Source organism: Streptomonospora mangrovi, from assembly GCF_027604915.1.
GTDB lineage: Bacteria > Actinomycetota > Actinomycetes > Streptosporangiales > Streptosporangiaceae > Streptomonospora > Streptomonospora mangrovi.
Map to the genome: position 1 here is coordinate 1 of NZ_JAJAQC010000035.1, position 16,787 is coordinate 16,787.

12 protein-coding genes, 1 pseudogene and 1 riboswitch are annotated in these 16,787 nt (G+C 74.1%); of the genes and pseudogenes, 7 read left to right on the forward strand and 6 right to left on the reverse strand.

All coding sequences use genetic code 11. The annotated features are described in order from the left end of the window. Positions 1-54 precede the first annotated feature (54 nt). From LG943_RS18705 to LG943_RS18715, 3 genes and pseudogenes are all read left to right on the forward strand, one after another. Positions 55-1,920 (forward strand): annotated as a pseudogene (locus tag LG943_RS18705) (glycoside hydrolase family 9 protein); the annotation flags it as partial. A gap of 201 nt (positions 1,921-2,121) precedes the next feature. Further along, positions 2,122-2,289, forward strand: a complete 168-nt coding sequence (locus LG943_RS18710) for a hypothetical protein (protein WP_270073611.1) — start codon at positions 2,122-2,124, stop codon at positions 2,287-2,289. Then, positions 2,286-3,470 (forward strand): rRNA adenine N-6-methyltransferase family protein, encoded by a 1,185-nt coding sequence (locus LG943_RS18715; RefSeq protein ID WP_270073612.1) that lies wholly within the window; start codon positions 2,286-2,288, stop codon positions 3,468-3,470. Before LG943_RS18710 ends, LG943_RS18715 begins: the two co-directional genes overlap by 4 nt. A gap of 52 nt (positions 3,471-3,522) precedes the next feature. Here LG943_RS18715 and LG943_RS18720 read toward each other — a convergent pair whose 3' ends face one another. Both LG943_RS18720 and LG943_RS18725 read right to left on the reverse strand, forming a co-directional pair. Continuing rightward, on the reverse strand, positions 3,523-4,683 hold the full coding sequence (locus LG943_RS18720; RefSeq protein WP_270073613.1) for a FecCD family ABC transporter permease: 1,161 nt from the start codon (positions 4,681-4,683) through the stop codon (positions 3,523-3,525). Between the two features lie 4 nt (positions 4,684-4,687). Continuing rightward, the gene (locus tag LG943_RS18725; RefSeq protein WP_270073614.1) at positions 4,688-5,632 is read right to left on the reverse strand and encodes an ABC transporter substrate-binding protein; all 945 of its coding nucleotides are present in this window, start codon (positions 5,630-5,632) and stop codon (positions 4,688-4,690) included. Between the two features lie 190 nt (positions 5,633-5,822). Continuing rightward, positions 5,823-5,947, reverse strand: a riboswitch (cobalamin riboswitch). A 177-nt stretch (positions 5,948-6,124) separates the two neighbouring features. Here LG943_RS18725 and LG943_RS18730 point away from each other — a divergent pair. Continuing rightward, on the forward strand, positions 6,125-8,047 hold the full coding sequence (locus LG943_RS18730) for an ABC transporter ATP-binding protein (protein ID WP_270073672.1): 1,923 nt from the start codon (positions 6,125-6,127) through the stop codon (positions 8,045-8,047). Positions 8,048-8,108: 61 nt separating this feature from the next. On the opposite strand, the gene LG943_RS18735 is transcribed toward LG943_RS18730, so the two are convergent. Both LG943_RS18735 and LG943_RS18740 read right to left on the reverse strand, forming a co-directional pair. Continuing rightward, positions 8,109-8,756, reverse strand: coding sequence for an SRPBCC family protein (locus LG943_RS18735; protein WP_270073615.1), 648 nt, complete (start codon positions 8,754-8,756; stop codon positions 8,109-8,111). 28 nt (positions 8,757-8,784) lie between these two features. Next, positions 8,785-9,171 (reverse strand): ArsR/SmtB family transcription factor, encoded by a 387-nt coding sequence (locus LG943_RS18740; RefSeq protein WP_270073616.1) that lies wholly within the window; start codon positions 9,169-9,171, stop codon positions 8,785-8,787. Positions 9,172-9,314: 143 nt separating this feature from the next. Here LG943_RS18740 and LG943_RS18745 point away from each other — a divergent pair, with 143 nt between their 5' ends. Beyond that, positions 9,315-10,394, forward strand: a complete 1,080-nt coding sequence (locus LG943_RS18745) for a COX15/CtaA family protein (RefSeq protein ID WP_270073617.1) — start codon at positions 9,315-9,317, stop codon at positions 10,392-10,394. Here the strand turns inward: LG943_RS18745 and LG943_RS18750 are convergent. Beyond that, complete coding sequence (locus LG943_RS18750) at positions 10,324-11,697, reverse strand: PrsW family intramembrane metalloprotease (RefSeq protein WP_270073618.1); 1,374 nt, start codon at positions 11,695-11,697, stop codon at positions 10,324-10,326. The two genes, LG943_RS18745 and LG943_RS18750, sit on opposite strands and share 71 nt — an antisense overlap. 197 nt (positions 11,698-11,894) lie before the next feature. Between LG943_RS18750 and LG943_RS18755 the strand changes: the two genes are divergently transcribed. After that, entirely contained in the window at positions 11,895-12,806 is a 912-nt protein-coding gene (locus LG943_RS18755; protein ID WP_270073619.1) for a phosphotransferase, read from the forward strand. 90 nt (positions 12,807-12,896) lie between these two features. On the opposite strand, the gene LG943_RS18760 is transcribed toward LG943_RS18755, so the two are convergent. Then, positions 12,897-13,889 carry a heme o synthase gene (locus tag LG943_RS18760; RefSeq protein WP_270073620.1) on the reverse strand — a complete coding sequence of 331 codons (993 nt, stop codon included), beginning with the start codon at positions 13,887-13,889 and terminating at the stop codon, positions 12,897-12,899. Positions 13,890-14,611: 722 nt separating this feature from the next. Between LG943_RS18760 and tkt the strand changes: the two genes are divergently transcribed. Continuing rightward, positions 14,612-16,732 carry a transketolase gene (gene tkt / locus LG943_RS18765; RefSeq protein ID WP_270073621.1) on the forward strand — a complete coding sequence of 707 codons (2,121 nt, stop codon included), beginning with the start codon at positions 14,612-14,614 and terminating at the stop codon, positions 16,730-16,732. Positions 16,733-16,787: the final 55 nt, after the last annotated feature.

Below are 16,787 nucleotides of genomic sequence, written 5' to 3' on the forward strand. Positions count from 1 at the left end.
AGACACCTCCGCCGCGCGGCGGCCCTCACAACGGCCGCCGCAGCGGCCCTGGGCATGCTCGCCGCGCCGCCCGCGATCGGCACCGCCGAGGCCGCGCCGCAGTTCAACTACGCCGAGGCGCTCCAGAAGTCGATGTTCTTCTACGAGGCCCAGCGATCGGGCGCCCTGCCCGCCGACAACCGCGTCTCCTGGCGCGGCGACTCCGCCCTGGAGGACGGCTCCGACGTCGGCCTGGACCTCACCGGCGGCTGGTACGACGCGGGCGACCACGTCAAGTTCGGCCTGCCCATGGCCTTCAGCGCCACCATGCTGGCCTGGGGCGCGGTGGAGAGCCCGGAGGGCTACACCGCCTCGGGGCAGATGCCCTACCTCAAGGACAACCTGCGCTGGGTCAACGACTACTTCATCAAGGCCCACCCCGAGCCCAACGTGTTCTACGCCCAGGTGGGCGACGGCGACGCCGACCACAAGTGGTGGGGCCCTGCCGAGGTCATGCCGATGGAGCGCCCGGCCTACCGGGTGGACGCCTCGTGCCCGGGCAGCGACGTGGCGGGCGAGACGGCGGCGGCCATGGCGGCGTCGTCGCTGGTGTTCGCCGAGGACGACCCGGCCTACGCCGCCACCCTGGTCCGCCACGCCGAACAGCTCTACGACTTCGCCGACACCTACCGGGGCCGCTACTCCGACTGCGTCCCGGCCGGGAACTTCTACCGGTCGTGGTCGGGCTACCAGGACGAACTGGTGTGGGGCGCCTACTGGCTCTACCGCGCCACCGGCGACGACGCCTACCTGGCCAAGGCCGAGGCCGAGTACGACCACCTGTCCACCGAGCAGCAGACCGACACCCGCAGCTACCGCTGGACGGTGGCCTGGGACGACAAGTCCTACGGCGCCTACGCCCTGCTGGCCATGGAGACCGGCGAGCAGCGCTACATCACCGACGCCAACCGGTGGCTGGACTACTGGACCACCGGCGTCAACGGCCGGCGCGTGCCCACCTCGCCCGGCGGCCAGGCCGTCCTCGACACGTGGGGGTCGCTGCGCTACGCCGCCAACACGGCGTTCGTGGCGCTGGTGTACTCCGACTGGCTGGACGACCCGGTGCGCAAGCAGCGGTACCACGACTTCGGCGTGCGGCAGATCGACTACGCGCTCGGCGACAACCCGCGCGACTCCAGCTACGTGGTGGGCTTCGGCCAGAACCCGCCGGTGAACCCGCACCACCGCACGGCCCACGGGTCGTGGCTGGACAACATCCAGAGCCCGCAGGACAACCGGCACGTGCTCTACGGCGCGCTGGTGGGCGGCCCGGACGGCCCGGACGACGCCTACACCGACAACCGGCAGGACTACGTGGCCAACGAGGTCGCCACCGACTACAACGCCGGGTTCTCCAGCGCGCTGGCCGCCCTGGTCGCCGACTACGGCGGCACGCCGCTGGCCGACTTCCCGCAGGCCGAGGAGCCCGACGGGCCGCAGATGTACGTGGAGGCGGCCATCAACCAGTCCAACTCCACCTTCACCGAGATCAAGGCGATGGTGCGCAACAAGTCGGCGTTCCCCGCGCGGATGCTGGACGAGGGGACGTTCCGCTACTGGTTCACCCTGGACCCGGGCGTGGAGCCCGGCGAGGTGCAGGTGTCCAGCGCCTACAACCAGTGCGCGGCGCCCTCCGCCGCCCGGCAGGTCCAGGGCGATCTGTACTACGTGGAGATCGACTGCACCGGGCAGGAGATCTTCCCGGGCGGGCAGTCGCAGTGGCGGCGCGAGGTGCAGTTCCGGATCACCGGCGGCGCCGGGTGGAACCCCGCCAACGACTGGTCCTACCAGGGCATCGGTACCGAACTGGCTCCGGCGGAGAACATCGTGCTCTACGACGCGGGCGAGCCGGTGTGGGGCTCCGCGCCCGAGGGCGCGGAGTGAGCGGAGCCAGCGGTGTGAGAGGAGTGAACGGAGTGAGCCGAGCGGCGTGAGCCGCCGGTGAACGCCGGGTCCGTCCTTCGGGGCGGACCCGGCCACCAGGTCGCCGACCGCGCGGAGCCGCACCGGCGCGCGCCGCCCCAGGTAGGAGCCCTCTTGGCCCGGAGGCCATGACGCCGACCCGCCGCCGGACTAGCGTCCATGCCGACACCCCTGCACCTGGAGGTCACCATGGGCGACCACGGCAATCCCGACAAACCCCAAGACACCCATCCCGGGTCCGACCGCGACGGCCAGAAACCGCCCCGCCACGGCACCGGGGAACCCATCCCCGACCAGGGCGGCGACGGCCAGCGGCCGGGTCAGTGACCGCCCCGCCGCCGGGGCTCGCGCTGGCCCGCCTCCTCGCCGCCAAGGGCGCCGTCCAGGACCCCGCCTGGCACCGCGCCGTCCTCGCCGTGGACCGGCTCGCGTTCATCCCCGACACGGTGTGGGTCCCCGACCCCGACAACCCCGGTTGGGACGTCCCCGTCACCTCCGACGACCCCGACTACCACCGCTGGGCCGCCGACGACTACGCGCTGGTGACCCAAGTGGACGACGGCCACCCCACGGGGTCTGAGGGCCGGGGGCGGGTCCCCTCCTCCAGCATCTCCCAGCCCTCCCTCGTCATGGCGATGCTCCAGGCCATGGACGTCCGCGACGGCGACACCGTGCTGGAGATCGGCACCGGCACCGGCTACAGCACCGCCCTGCTGTGCGAGCGGCTGGGCAACGAGAACGTCGTCTCCGTCGAGGTGGACCCCGGCGTGGCCGAGCGCGCCCGCGCGACCCTGCACGGGTTCGGCTACAAGCCCCGGCTGGTCGTGGGCGACGGCGCCCACCCGCCCGAGGGGGTGTACGACCGGGTGATCGCCACGGTCGCCGCCCGGCGCGTCCCGGGGGCGTGGATCGCCCAGACCCGGCCCGGCGGCACGGTCGTGATCCCGTGGGGGCCGGGGTTCACCTCCGCCGGGCTGCTGCGCCTGGCGGTCGGCGACGGCATGGCGCAGGGCCGGATGATCGCCGACGCCGCGTTCATGTGGCTGCGCGACCAGCGGCGCTCCGCCGACCCCTGGCACACCTTCGTGGACGAGCACGACCCCGCCACCGTGGCCGGGCACACCCGCCTGAACCCGCGCGTGGTGGCCGACCGCGACCCCGGCTGGGGGGTGGTTTTGGGCTGGCGGGTGCCCGGCCTGGCCTACGCCTCGTTCGAGGCCGACCCCGACAACCACGCGGCGGCGGGCGAGGCCACCGTCTACGTCTACGACCGCGACGGCTCCTGGGCGCTGGGCGAGTACGTGCCCGCCGGAGAACCCTACGAGACCCTGCGGGCCGGGCCGCGCGACCTGTGGGCCGAGATCGCCGCCGCCCGTGAGGTGTGGCGCGCGGCCGGGGCGCCCGGCCGCGACCGGCTGGGGCTGACCGTGACGGCTGAGGGGGAGCACACGCTGTGGGTGGACACCCCCGGGCACGTGATCGAACCGGGCCCGCTCGGCGGCGGCTGAGGTCCGCGACCCGCCCCGAGGTAGCCCTCGGTGCCCCGTCGCCTCCACCGCCCTAACGGGTGCTGCGGCGCATCAGCCACAGGAAGAACGGCGCTCCGCACAGCGCGGTGAGGATTCCCACGGGGATCTCCTCGGGCCGGGCCAGGGTGCGGGCCGCCAGGTCGGCCAGGATCATGAAGGACGCGCCGATCAGGACCGCCACCGGCAGGGTGCGCCGGTGGTCGGGACCCACGAGCATGCGGGCGATGTGGGGCGTCATCAGCCCGACGAACCCCACCGGGCCGCTGACCGCCACCAGCACGCCCGTGGCCAGCGAGGTCACCACGAACATGGCGGCGCGGAACCCGTTGACCCCCAGCCCCACCCCGGTGGCGGTCTCCTCGCCCAGGGCGAACACGTTGAGCGCCGGGGTCTGCGCCGCGATGACCAGGGTGCAGACCGCCACGGCCGCCGCCGGTGCGGGCAGGGTGGCCCACGTGGTGCCGCCCAGCCCGCCCAGGGTCCAGCGCTGCACGAGGGTGGCGGCGTGGGGGTCGCCCGAGGTCATGATGGCCAGCGCGGCGGCGGCCGCCAGCACCTCGGCCATGACCACCCCCGAGAGGATGAGCCGCAGCGTGCTGATCCGGCCGCCGGTGCGGGCCAGCACGTAGACCGCGACCAGGGCGGCCAGCGCGCCCACGAACGCGGTGACCGGCAGGGACGCGCCGCCGAACAGGCGCACGCCGAACACCGCGACCACCACCGCGCCCAGGGTCGCGCCCGATGACACCCCCAGCAGCAGCGGGTCGGCCAGCGGGTTGCGCACCAGGGTCTGGAGCACCAGCCCCACCCCGGCCAGGCCCGCGCCCACCAGCGCGGCCAGCAGCACGCGGGGCAGGCGCGCCGTCACGACGATGGCCTCGGTGGCGGGCGGCCAGGTGGGCGTGACCAGGCCGGGCGCCGCCTGGTGGAGGAGGATGCGCCAGGTGTCGGCGGCCGAGACGCCGACCGAGCCGACGCCCACACCCAGCGTCGCGGCGAGGGGCAGCGCGGCCAGCAGCAGCGCCAGCGCCACCGGCAGCGGGACCCGGCCGCGCCGACGGCGGGACGCGGGCGGGCGCTCCCGGCGGTCCGGGCGGTCCTGGGCGCCCGCCGCGTCGGGCGGGGCGGGTGCGGCGCGCGGTGCGGCGCGGGTCTCAGGAGTGTCGTCGGAGGTCTCGGAGGTCTCGGCCATCCCGTCAGAACGCCTCGGGGTGCAACTGCTCGGCGATGCGCGTCACCGCGTCGCCCACCCGGATCCCCACCACGGTGGAGGACAGCGGCAGCTCGGCGAACCGCTCCTCGCGGACGGCGGGCGCGTGGGCCAGGGCGGGCTGCCCCAGCACCGCGCGGCGCTTGTCCTCGACGGTGGTGGAGCCGTAGTCGTAGAACAGGATCGCCTCGGGGTCGCGGGCGGCGGCCTGCTCGATGGAGACGTCGGCGAACACGTCGTCCACGTCGGAGAACACGTTGCGCCCTCCGGCGGAGCGGATCATGTCGTCGGCGATCCCGGCGCCGCCGGAGGTGAAGACGGTGGCGTCGAGGGAGTCCACCACCAGCACGTCCACCGGCTCGACGCCCGCCAGCCGCTCCTCGACCGAGGCGACGTCGGCCTCGATTCCGGCGATCAGCTCCTCGGCGCGCTCCTCCACGCCGAAGACGCGGCCGATGTTGCGGATCTCGGTGCCGACCGTGTCCATGTCCACGTCGGCGGCGCACTGCTCGATGGAGGCGTAGGTGGTCATCCCGGCCGCCTCCAGCGCGTCTCGGCCCCGACCCTCGGCGGGGTCGAAGGCGCTGGCGGCGAACCCGGCGTAGACGAAGTCGGGTTCGGCGGCCAGCAGCGCCTCGTAGGAGGGGTACCGCTCGGCGAGCACGGGAACGGAGTCGTAGGCGTCGCGCAACTCCGGCACGATCGCGTCGTCCAGGAAGGCGGTGCCCACCATGCGGTCGGCCAGGCCCAGGGCGAGCATGATCTCGGCGACGTGCTGGTTCATGGCCACCGCCCGCTGCGGCGGCGCGGTGACGGTGACCTCGCGCCCGCACTCGCGCACGGTCACGGGGTAGCCCTCGGCCGGCGCCGCCTCGGCGGGTCCGCCGCCGGGGGCGCCGCAGGCGGCCAGGGCGAGGACGGTTCCGGCCACGGCGGCCGACCTGGCCACCCGGCCGGGGCGGGCGGGACCTGTGGAGCGGGGGAATCGAGGGGATGGGCGCACGTCTGGTCCTTCCGCGAGGCCGGGCGCGGCCACGGCGCGGCCCGCGGGCGGGGGCTGGGGGCCGCCGGCGCGCTCCGCCTCCGGGGTCCGCGCCCCTGGGTGACGAGTCGCGACGGGTCAGTGTCCTGACTCCCGGATCAGCGCCTGGCCCGGCCTTCCAGCGCACGCGGCGCCGTGGCCGTGAGCGGGTTCGGCTCCCCGGTCACAGTGGCGGGACCGTGCCGGAGTCCCACCGGCTTCCTGTCGTCCCGTCGCCGTCCCAGGCTAGCGAGCGGCCCATGGCGGCGCGGGCGCGGGGCAGGGGGCGGCGCCCGCGCCGCTTGACCTCAAGTTAGGTCGAGGATTTATCGTCCGTTCTGTCGCAGGGAGGCGATAGGAACGGCCGTGCGGCGCCGGACGACGACGGGATGGGTGGAGCCGATGAGCATGGAGGTCAGCGCGTGGACATCGATGTACAACGCGATGCACGCGCAGGAGGACCGGCGGCCGTTCTCCTGGACGACACTGCGCCGCATCGGCCGGTTCGCCCGCCCGCACCGGCGCACGCTGGGCTGGTTCGTGCTGCTGAGCAGCGTGGTGGCGGCGCTGGCGGTGGCCACTCCCCTGCTGGCCGGGCGCATCGTCGACGCGATCGTCCACGGTGAGCCCTTCGACGTGGTCGTGGGCCTGGCCGCGCTGATCGCGGGCATCGCCGTGGCCGAGGCCGGGCTGGGCCTGCTCCAGCGGTGGCTGTCGGCGGGCATCGGCGAGGGCCTGATCCTGGACCTGCGCTCGGCCGTCTACGACCACGTGCAGCGCATGCCGATCGCCTTCTTCACCCGCACCCGCACCGGCGCGCTGGTCAGCCGGCTGAACAACGACGTGATCGGCGCCCAGCGCGCCTTCAGCGACACCCTGTCGGGCGTGGTGGGCAACCTGGTCACCCTTGTGCTGACGCTGGCCGCCATGCTGGCGCTGTCGTGGCAGATCACGCTGATCTCGCTGCTGCTGCTCCCGGTGTTCGTGGTGCCCGCGCGGCGCATGGGCAGCCGCCTGGCGCGGCTGGAGCGCGAGGCGGCGGCGCACAACGCCGCCATGGGCACCCAGATGACCGAGCGGTTCTCGGCGGGCGGGGCCACCCTGGTGAAGCTGTTCGGCCGCCCCGACCGGGAGTCGGCGGAGTTCCGCGCGCGGGCGCGGCGGGTGCGTGACATCGGCGTGCGCACCGCCATGGTGCAGACGGTGTTCATGACCGCGCTGACCCTGGTGTCGGCGCTGGCCCTGGCGCTGGTCTACGGCCTGGGCGGGTTCATGGCGCTGCGCGACCAGTTGGCGGCCGGGGCCGTGGTGTCGCTGGCGATGCTGCTGACCCGGCTGTACGCCCCCCTGACCGAGCTGGCCGGGGCGCGGGTGGAGGTCATGAGCGCGCTGGTGAGCTTCGAGCGGGTCTTCGAGGTGCTGGACCTCCCGCCGATGATCACCGAGCGGCCCGGCGCGCGGGCGGTGCCCGACGGCCCGGTGTCGGTGGAGTTCGACCGGGTGGGGTTCGCCTACCCCGCCGCCGACAAGGTGTCGCTGGCGTCGCTGGAGGAGGTCGCCGTGCTCGACACGCGCGGCGGCGACCAGGTGCTGCACGACATCACCTTCCGCGCCGAACCCGGGCAGACCGTGGCGCTGGTGGGGTCCTCGGGCGCGGGCAAGTCCACCATCGCCTCGCTGCTGCCGCGCCTCTACGACGTCGACACCGGCGCGGTGCGGCTGGCCGGGGTGGACGTCCGCGACCTGACGGCGGAGTCGCTGCGCGGGGTGCTGGGCATGGTGACCCAGGACGGCCACCTCTTCCACGACACCGTGCGGGCCAACCTGCTGCTGGCCCGGCCCGAGGCCGACGACGACGAACTGTGGGAGGCCCTGCGCCGGGCGCGGCTGGACACTTTGGTGGCCGAACTCCCCGACGGCCTGGACACGGTGGTGGGCGAACGCGGCTACCGGTTCTCCGGTGGCGAGCGGCAGCGGCTGACCATCGCGCGGCTGCTGCTGGCCCGCCCCCGGGTGGTCATCCTCGACGAGGCCACCGCGCACCTGGACGCCACCTCCGAGGCGGCGGTGCAGGAGGCGCTGGCCGAGGCGCTGGCGGGCCGCACGGCCGTGGTGATCGCGCACCGGCTGTCCACCGTGCGGGCGGCCGACCAGATCCTGGTGGTCGAGAAGGGCCGGATCGTGGAGCGCGGCACCCACGACGAACTCCTGGCGGCGGGCGGGCGCTACGAACTGCTGTACCGCACCCAGTTCGCCCCGGCCGAGGGCTCCGGCGAGCCGACGGCGGCCCCGGCCGACCGCCCCGTCGAACCGGCGGCGCGCTGAGGCGGGCGGGGGTGTCCGCCGGCGCGGTGCGCACCGGCGGGCGCCCCCGCCTCGCGGGGTCTCAGGCGCCGGTCTCGGGCGTGCCCGCACCGGTGTAGAACGCGGTGGTGCGGTCGGCGGCGGCCTTGGCGGCGGCCTCGTCGGTGCCGGCCTCCACGCTGGCCTGGCGCCAGCGGTCGCTGCTCAGCTCCACGAATCTGCGGCCCTCCTCGGAGGTGCTCCACGCCTCGACCTCGGCGGGGTCCACGGCGGCGCCGGAGGCCAGGTGCTCCGACAGCCCCAGGAGCGCCATGTCCCAGCCCACACCGGTGGCGCCGGGGCCGAACTGCGCCCACAGGTCGTCGTCGATGTGGGCGATGTGCACCAGCTCCACGCGGGTGCCGGTGGGCTCGGCGCCCAGGGTGACCTCGATCCAGCTCACGTTGTCGCCGTACTCCCAGGTGGCGGTGAAGGCGGTGGGCGGGTCGCAGGAGGTGATGGTGCCGCCGGCGTTGCCTTCGAGCTGGTAGTGGCCGCCCTCGCGCAGGTCGCCCGTGACGGGCAGGAACCACCGGGGGATCCGCTCGGGGTTGGTGCAGGCGTCCCAGACGTCCTCCAGCGGGGCGTCGTAGGTCTGGCTGATGGTCGAGACGCGCGCCTCGCCCGCCTCCAGCATGCGCGTGCCCAGTCGGCGGCGCACGGCGCTGATCTGGTGGGTCACGTCGATCACGGTGGTCTCCTCTGCCTCGGATGGGTCCTCAGCCCGGGGCGTCGGGCGCGCCGGGCTCCCCGGCCGCGCCGCCGCCCCGCTCGGCGGGGAGCCGGCGCTCGCGCCGGCCCCGGGCCAGTTCGGTGGCCAGCGCCTCCAGCGGCGGTGTCCAAAAGCGCCGGAAGCGGTCGAGCCACTGGTCGATGTCGCGGAGGGGTGCGGGGTTGACCGCGTAGAGCCGGCGCGCGCCCACGGGGCGCACGGTGGCGAAGCCGCTGTCGCGCAGGACCTTGAGGTGCTGTGAGACGGCGGGCTGGCTGATCCCGAACTCCTCCCGGATGACCGCGCTCACCGCCCCGGAGGTGGCCTCGCCCTCCGCGAGGAGTTCGAGGATCCGGCGGCGGACCGGGTCGCCGAGGACGTCGAACGCGTTCATCGTACGAATGTACAGCCGCGACTAATATAAGCCAAGACTAAAACTCCCAGGTGGATCCGACACACGAGGGGGCTACCCGGACTCGGGCGCGGCACGCGCCGCCCCGTGCGGGGTCCGCCCAACCACGTACTACAGTCTGTCGTATGCGCGGTCTCCCAGCTCCGGCGCCTGCTGCGGCGCCCGAACTCGAACTCCTCTCCCAGCCCCTGTGGGTGTGGCAAATCGCCTTCGCGGTCGTGGGCGTCCTGGTCCTGGCGGGCCTGGCCCGCACCGTGTGGCAGCCCACCACGGCGGCCCTGCGGTGGTGGGGGCTGGGCAACGTCGTGGTCAACGCCGGGATCGCCGTCACCGGTGCCACGGTGCGGGTGACCTCCTCGGGCCTGGGCTGCTCGGAGTGGCCGCGCTGCACCGAGGAGAGCTTCGTCCCGGTGGGCACCGGGCACAGCCCGCTCAACGCCGCGATCGAGTTCGGCAACCGGACGCTGACCTTCCTGGTCCTGGCGGTCGGCGTCATCGTGTTCATCGCCACCCTGCGCAGCCGGCCCCGCCGCCGCGACCTCGTCACGCTGGCCACGATCATCCCGCTGGGCGTGCTGGGCCAGGCCGTGGTCGGCGGCATCACCGTCTGGAGCGACCTGCACCCGGCCTCGGTCGCCGCGCACTTCCTGCTCTCCACGATCGTGGTGGTCCCGTGCGTGGCCTACTACGTGCGCTGCCGCGAGCCGCAGGGGCCGCTGCGCGTCACCGCGCCGCGCTGGGTGCGCCCGCTGGCCACCGCCCTGCTGCCGGTGGGGTTCGCGCTGCTGGTGGCCGGGACCGTGGTCACCGGCACCGGCCCGCACGGCGGCGACCCCGGCGCGCCGCGCTGGGACTTCGACATGGTGACCGTGGCGCGGGTGCACTCGGCGCTGGCGTGGCTGGTGCTGCTGGGCGCGGCCGCGCTGGTGGTGCTGACCCTGCGGCGCGGGCCGCGCGTCCTGCGCACCTCGGCCCTGCTGCTCCTGGTGTCGGTGCTCGCCCAGGGCGCGCTGGGCTACACCCAGTACCTGCTGGGCCTGCCCGAGTGGCTGGTGGTGCTGCACGTCCTGGGCTCGGCCGTGGTGTGGATCGCGATCCTGCGGACCTACTTCGCCACGGCCGAGCGCACGGCGGCTACCAGCCCTGCGGCGGCTGGGGCGGGTACGGCGGCCGCTGCGGCGGGTACGGCGGCTGCCCCCCGCTAGGCGGGGTGCCCGGTCCGGGCTGATGCGGCGGGCGGCCCTGCTGGGCGGCGTCGCGGCGGGCCTGGGCCTGGGCGATGACGTGGGCGAAGTCGGCCCGCTGGAGGAAGCCGGAGTCGGTGGCCTTGGGCGCCCACGCCGGGGCCACCGGCTGCTGCACGTGGCCCAGGAACGCCACGCGGGCGGCGTGCATCAGCGCCAGGAAGCTGTCGCGGCGCTCCTCCCAGTGCGGGCGGGTGACCCCGCGCGCCAGCCGCTGGTGCAGCAGCGCCAGCTCGGTGGCGGCCAACTGGTAGTCGCGCATGGCGTCGCGCCCGCGCTTGCCGGCGTTGCGCTGCGCCCAGGAGCGCGCGCCCCGGCGGCCCGGGATGGAGCTGAGCATGCGGATGTCGGCCGGGGTGACCAGCCCGGTCGGGGTGTAGGGCGGCAGGAACTGCGCGATGGCCGCCACCTGGCGGCGGCGGTCCTGCACGGCCAGCACGATGATCGACAGCAGCACGAAGAACAGCACCACGTAGGCGATGCCGAGCCCCAACCAGCCGAAGACGGTGGAGCCGTTCCACAGGCCGTGCAGGATGACGGCGCCCACCCAGCCCAGGAACGGCGCGAAGAGGCGGCCACCGCCCCGGTTGATGGCGGCGTAGGCCACGCCGATGCCGATCATCGCGGTGTAGAGCGGGTGGCCGAACGGCGCGATGAGCCCGCGCAGCACGAAGGTGAACCCGAGGCCGAACATGCCCTGGTCCAGGAACGAGCTGAGGAAGTAGAGGATGTTCTCGGTGAAGGCGAACCCGGTGGCGACCATGGCGGCGTAGGTCACACCGTCGGTCATGGAGTCGATCTCGTAGCGGCGCCGCCACAGCAGGATGAGCAGCACCATGCCCTTGGCGCTCTCCTCGACCAGGGGCGCGCCCACGGCGGTGGACACGAACTCGCCCAGGTCCGGGCCGAAGGCGGGCACCGCGAGGAGTTCCATGCCGGCGGTGTTGAGGATGAAGGAGACCACGACGGCCACGCCCGCACCCCACAGGAACGCGAACAGCAGCATGGTGCCGGGTTCGGGTTCCAGGCGGTCCAGGAGCAGGATCAGGGGGACCAGGATCGCCACCGGGATGACGGCGGCGAAGAGGCTGAGGAAGAACCCGACGACGCCGGCCACACCGCCGCCCGCCACGCCCGACCACAGCAGGTAGACCAGCATCAGCAGCATGCAGAACACGCTGACGGCGATGCCTATGGTGAGGCCGATGGAGCGGCGACCGGGCTTGCGCCCCTCCAGGATGGCTTTAGCGTCAAGTGCGGGCATGGCCCCAGATCGTAGTGCGTCAACGCCCCCGTCCTAAATCACAGGTACCGCCCGAGCAGGCCGATCACCGGCCGGGACGGGCGTTGCCGCTCCCCCGCGCCCGGCGCGGCCACTACCGGCCACGCGGCCGCCTCCGTCTCATCGGGTGGGAGTGAAAACCCGGTGTCGGTTCGGACGCGCGGTGCCAAGCTGAGCCGATGCGCATGCACGCCGACCAGATCACGGTGGCAGAGCCGACGGCCGCCGCCCTCGTCGCCGCCCAGTTCCCGCAGTGGGCCTCTCTGCCGCTCTCCCCCGTTGTGCCCGGCGGCACGGTGCACACCGTGTACCGGATGGGCGAGCGGTTGGCGCTCCGGTTCCCGCTGACCCCCGGCGATCCCGCCGCTGTCCACCGGCGCCTGGCGGCCGAGGCCGCGGCCGCGCGGGAGATCGCCGGGCACAGCCCGGTGGCCACGCCCCGGCCGGTGGCGATCGGCGGGCCCGGCGAGGGGTACCCCCTGCCGTGGGCGGTGTGGACGTGGCTGCCCGGGACACCGGCCGACCAGGTCGCCGGCATCGGGGAAAGCACCGCCCTGGCCCTGGACGTCGCCGACCTCATCCGGCGCCTGCGGGCCATGGACGTCCGCGGCCGCGTGTTCGCCGGGTCCGGTCGCGGCGGCCGCCTGGCCGACCACGACGCCTGGGTGCGCACCTGCCTGGAGCGCAGCGAGGGGCTGGTGGAGGTCGCGGCCCTGCGGCGCCTCTGGGAGCGGATGCGGGACCTGCCCCGGGGGCCGCGGCCCGACGTGATGAGCCACACCGACCTGATACCGGGCAACCTCCTGGTGCGCCAAGGGCGCCTCACCGGACTGCTCGACGTGGGCGGGCTGGGACCGGCCGACCCCGCTCTCGACCTCGTGAGCGCCTGGCACCTGCTGGAGAAGCGGCCGCGGGACCTTGTGCGCGAGGCGCTGGACTGCGACGGCGCGGAGTGGGAGCGGGGCCGCGCCTGGGCCTTCGAGCAGGCGATCGGCCTGGTCTGGTACTACCTGCACAGCAACCCGCCCATAAGCCGCATGGGGCTGCGGACGCTGCGGCGTATCACCGAGGACGCGGAGTCCGCGGCCTAGCGCGGCCGCGCGTCGGGTGCCTCCACCACCGGAAAGCGGTCGGCGGCCCCCAGGGGCCACCGACCGCTTGCGCCTGTCCCGCCGGCCGCTCTAGGCCAGCACGCCCGCCAGCAGCGGGTCGACCGTGACCGCGCAGAACAGCAGGGCCAGGTAGGCGTTGGACAGGTGGAAGAACCCCATGGTGCGCAACTGGGTGCCCGTGGCGCCGGCGCGGACCCGGGCCAGCAGGCGGTGGGCCTGGACCAGCAGCACGCCGCCCAGCACCGCCGCCACCACCGGGTAGAGCAGGGTGGTGCCGGCCACCGGCCACAGCAGCAGCGAAGTGGCGACCGTGGCCCAACTGTAGAGGACGCACTCCAGCAGCACGCGGCGCTCGCCGGCCACCACGGGCAGCATGGGCACCTTGGCGGCGGCGTAGTCCTCGCGGTAGCGCATGGCCAGCGCCCAGGTGTGCGGCGGGGTCCAGAAGAACACCACGAGGAACAGCACGAACGGCGCCCAGTCGAGCCGGTTGGTGACCGCGCTCCAGCCGATGAGCACCGGCATGCAGCCGGCGATCCCGCCCCAGACCACGTTCTGGGCGGTGCGCCGCTTGAGCAGCAGGGTGTAGACGAAGATGTAGAAGAGGATCGCGAACAGCGACAGCGCCGCCGACAGCAGGTTCACCAGCAGGGCGAACCCGACCGTGGAGCCCACCGCCAGGACCAGCCCGTAGACGATGGTGCCGCGCGGGGTCACCTGCGCCATGGCCACCGGGCGGCGGCGGGTGCGCCGCATCTCCTGGTCGATGTCGCGGTCGATGTAGCAGTTGATCGCGTTGGCGCTGGCCGCCGACATCGTGCCGAAGACCAGGGTGGCCACCGCCGTCCACAGCGGGGGCACGCCCTGGGCGGCCACGAACATCACCGGGATGGTGGTGATCAGCAGCAACTCGATGACGCGCGGCTTGGACAGCGCCACGTAGGCGCGCACGTGCGCGCCGAAGGCGGAGCGCCGGGTGCGGGGACCGGCGCCGGGTTCGGGGGTCTCGGGCGCGGGGCTGCCGGCCCCGCCGCCGGAGGCCGCGCGGTTCGCGAGGGCCATCAGCGCCGCCGCGCGTTCGGCTCGGCGCCGGGCGCCGAGGAATCGGGGGTCATCCGCACTCCGGACACTGACACGCGCAACCTCAAAAGGAACTCAGGGGTGTTCTGCTCGCCGTCGCGGGGTCCGCATTCCGGCGCCACGCCGGATCCCGCGACAACCCCGTCAACGACATACTGTAGTACTTGCCCGCGAGCGGGCTTGACCGGGGCGGTTTCGGCACCGCGCGGCCCGCTGACCCCCGGCGACGCGGGGCGCGGCGGGGGCCGGCGCCCGGCCGGGCGCGGCGCGGGGCACGCTGGCAGGGTCGCACACCCCGCTCCCGCGCGCACGCCCGCCACGCCCCCGCTCCCCCCGCCGCTCCTCGGCGCCGCCGGGGCCGACCTGGCCGCCCGGTGCGCGCCCGCGCCGTGAGCGGCGGCGATCCGGAGGCGCGGCGGGCCGCGGCGCGAGGGCTGTGTGAGACGTGTCGAACATCCCTGGGTCGGCATTGGGACGATAGGCTCGCAGATGGTCGAACCTGTCGTGTTCGGCGGGCGACGGGGCCGGGTTCGGGCCCGCGTCCGGGCGTCGGCCGAGCGGCTCGGCGGCCACCGTGCGGCGGTAGTCCCCGTGGACGGCTGCCTTCGGCAGGCACGCGACCTCGGACAACTCATTACATTCGCGACCCGGCCGAAACTATCGGCCGGGAGTCGCCGGATGCCCGAAAGGAGCCCTGAGCCCGCGTGAAAAGCGACACCTCCCAAGCCCTTGAGTGGTCGGATCTCGACCGGCGTGCGGTCGACACGGTGCGCGCCCTCGCGATGGACGCGGTTGAGGAGGCGGGTTCAGGTCACCCCGGCACCGCGATGAGCCTGGCGCCGGCGGCCTACCTGCTGTTCCAGAAGATCATGCGGCACGACCCCTCCGAGCCCGCCTGGGTGGGCCGCGACCGGTTCGTGCTGTCGTGCGGCCACTCCAGCCTCACCCTCTATATCCAGCTCTACCTCGCCGGGTACGGCCTGACGCTCGACGACCTCAAGCGGCTGCGGCAGTGGGACAGCCTCACCCCCGGCCACCCCGAGGTGCACCACACCCCCGGGGTCGAGACCACCACCGGTCCGCTGGGCCAGGGCATCGGCAACGCGGTGGGCATGGCCATGGCCGCCCGCCGCGAGCGCGGCCTGTTCGACCCGGAGTCGGCGCCCGGCGAGAGCCCGTTCGACCACTTCGTCTACGCGATCTGCTCCGACGGCGACGTGCAGGAGGGCATCAGCCACGAGGCCAGCGCCCTGGCCGGCACCCAGAAGCTCGGCAACCTGGTGCTGATCTACGACGACAACCACATCTCCATCGAGGACGACACCCAGATCGCGTTCTCCGAGGACGTCGCCGCCCGCTACCGCGCCTACGGCTGGCACGTGCAGGAGGTCGACTGGACCGCCGGCGGGTCCTACTCCGAGGACGTCGAGGAGCTGCACCGCGCCGTGCTGGCGGCCCAGGCCGAGACCGAGCGGCCGTCGTTCATCCGGCTGCGCACGATCATCGGGTGGCCCTCGCCCAACAAGCAGAACACCGGCGCGATCCACGGCGCGGCCATGGGCGCCGAGGAGGTCGCGGCCACCAAGGAGGCCATGGGCCTGGACCCGGCCCACTCCTTCGAGGTGGCCGAGGACGTGATCGAGCACACCCGCGGCGCGGTGGAGCGCGGCCGCAGCGCCCGCTCCGCGTGGGAGCGGGAGTTCGCCGCCTGGCGCGAGAACGCCGGCGAGCGCGCCGAACTGTTCGACCGGCTGCACTCCGGGCGGCTCCCCCAGGACTGGGAGAAGTCGCTGCCGGTGTTCGAGGCCAGCGCCAAGGGCATGGCCACCCGCAAGGCCAGCGGCGAGGTGCTGAGCGCGATCGCGCCGGTGCTGCCCGAGCTGTGGGGCGGGTCGGCCGACCTGGCGGGCTCCAACAACACCACGCCCAAGGGCGAGCCGTCGTTCATCCCCGAGGAGTACTCCACCAAGGCGTTCTCGGGCAACCGGTTCGGCCGGGTGCTGCACTTCGGGATCCGCGAGCACGGCATGGGCGCGATCCTCAACGGGATGGCGCTGCACGGCCCCACCCGCCCCTACGGCGGCACGTTCCTGGTGTTCAGCGACTACATGCGCCCGGCGGTGCGGCTGGCCGCGCTCATGGGCCTGCCCGTGACCTATGTGTGGACCCACGACTCCATCGGCCTGGGCGAGGACGGCCCCACCCACCAGCCGGTGGAGCACCTGTGGTCGCTGCGCGCGATCCCGGGCCTGGACGTGGTGCGCCCCGCCGACGCCAACGAGACGGCGGTGGCCTGGCGGACGATCCTGCGCCAGCGGGAGCGCCCGGCGGCGCTGGCGCTGACCCGGCAGAACGTGCCCACGCTGGACCGCACCGAGCTGGCCTCGGCCGACAACACCGCCAAGGGCGGCTACATCCTGGCCGAGGCGGGCAACGGCCAGCCCCAGGCGCTGATCATCGCGACCGGCAGCGAGGTGGCGATCGCCCTGGAGGCGCGCGCCCGCCTGGAGGAGTCGGGCACCCCCACCCGGGTGGTGTCGATGCCCAGCGTGGAGTGGTTCCGCGCGCAGGACTCCGCCTACCGCAACAGCGTGCTGCCCTCGGCGGTGCGCGCGCGGGTGTCGGTGGAGGCCGGTGTGGCGCTGGGCTGGCACGAGTTCATCGGCGAGGCCGGCGTGGCGGTCGGCCTGGAGCACTTCGGCGCGTCGGCGCCCTACACCACCCTCTACGAGCAGTTCGGGCTGACGCCGGACCGGGTAGTCGCGGCGGTGCACGCCAGCCTCGCCAAGCTCGGCGGCGAGCAGGGTTCGACCACCGGGAATTGATCGGGTTCGGGGGGCCTTTCGAGGGTGAGGAACCTTAGGGAGGGCCCCCCGCCGC

Bases quoted from the DNA above. Each gene is read 5' to 3' on its own strand.
- LG943_RS18740 (WP_270073616.1), bottom strand. From the start codon at position 9,171: ATGAACGCGTTCGACGTCCTCGGCGACCCGGTCCGCCGCCGGATCCTC.
- LG943_RS18730 (WP_270073672.1), top strand. From the start codon at position 6,125: ATGAGCATGGAGGTCAGCGCGTGGACATCGATGTACAACGCGATGCAC.
- LG943_RS18760 (WP_270073620.1), bottom strand. From the start codon at position 13,889: ATGGCCCTCGCGAACCGCGCGGCCTCCGGCGGCGGGGCCGGCAGCCCC.
- LG943_RS18755 (WP_270073619.1), top strand. From the start codon at position 11,895: ATGCGCATGCACGCCGACCAGATCACGGTGGCAGAGCCGACGGCCGCC.
- LG943_RS18720 (WP_270073613.1), bottom strand. From the start codon at position 4,683: ATGGCCGAGACCTCCGAGACCTCCGACGACACTCCTGAGACCCGCGCC.
- LG943_RS18710 (WP_270073611.1), top strand. From the start codon at position 2,122: ATGCCGACACCCCTGCACCTGGAGGTCACCATGGGCGACCACGGCAAT.
- LG943_RS18745 (WP_270073617.1), top strand. From the start codon at position 9,315: ATGCGCGGTCTCCCAGCTCCGGCGCCTGCTGCGGCGCCCGAACTCGAA.
- LG943_RS18750 (WP_270073618.1), bottom strand. From the start codon at position 11,697: ATGCCCGCACTTGACGCTAAAGCCATCCTGGAGGGGCGCAAGCCCGGT.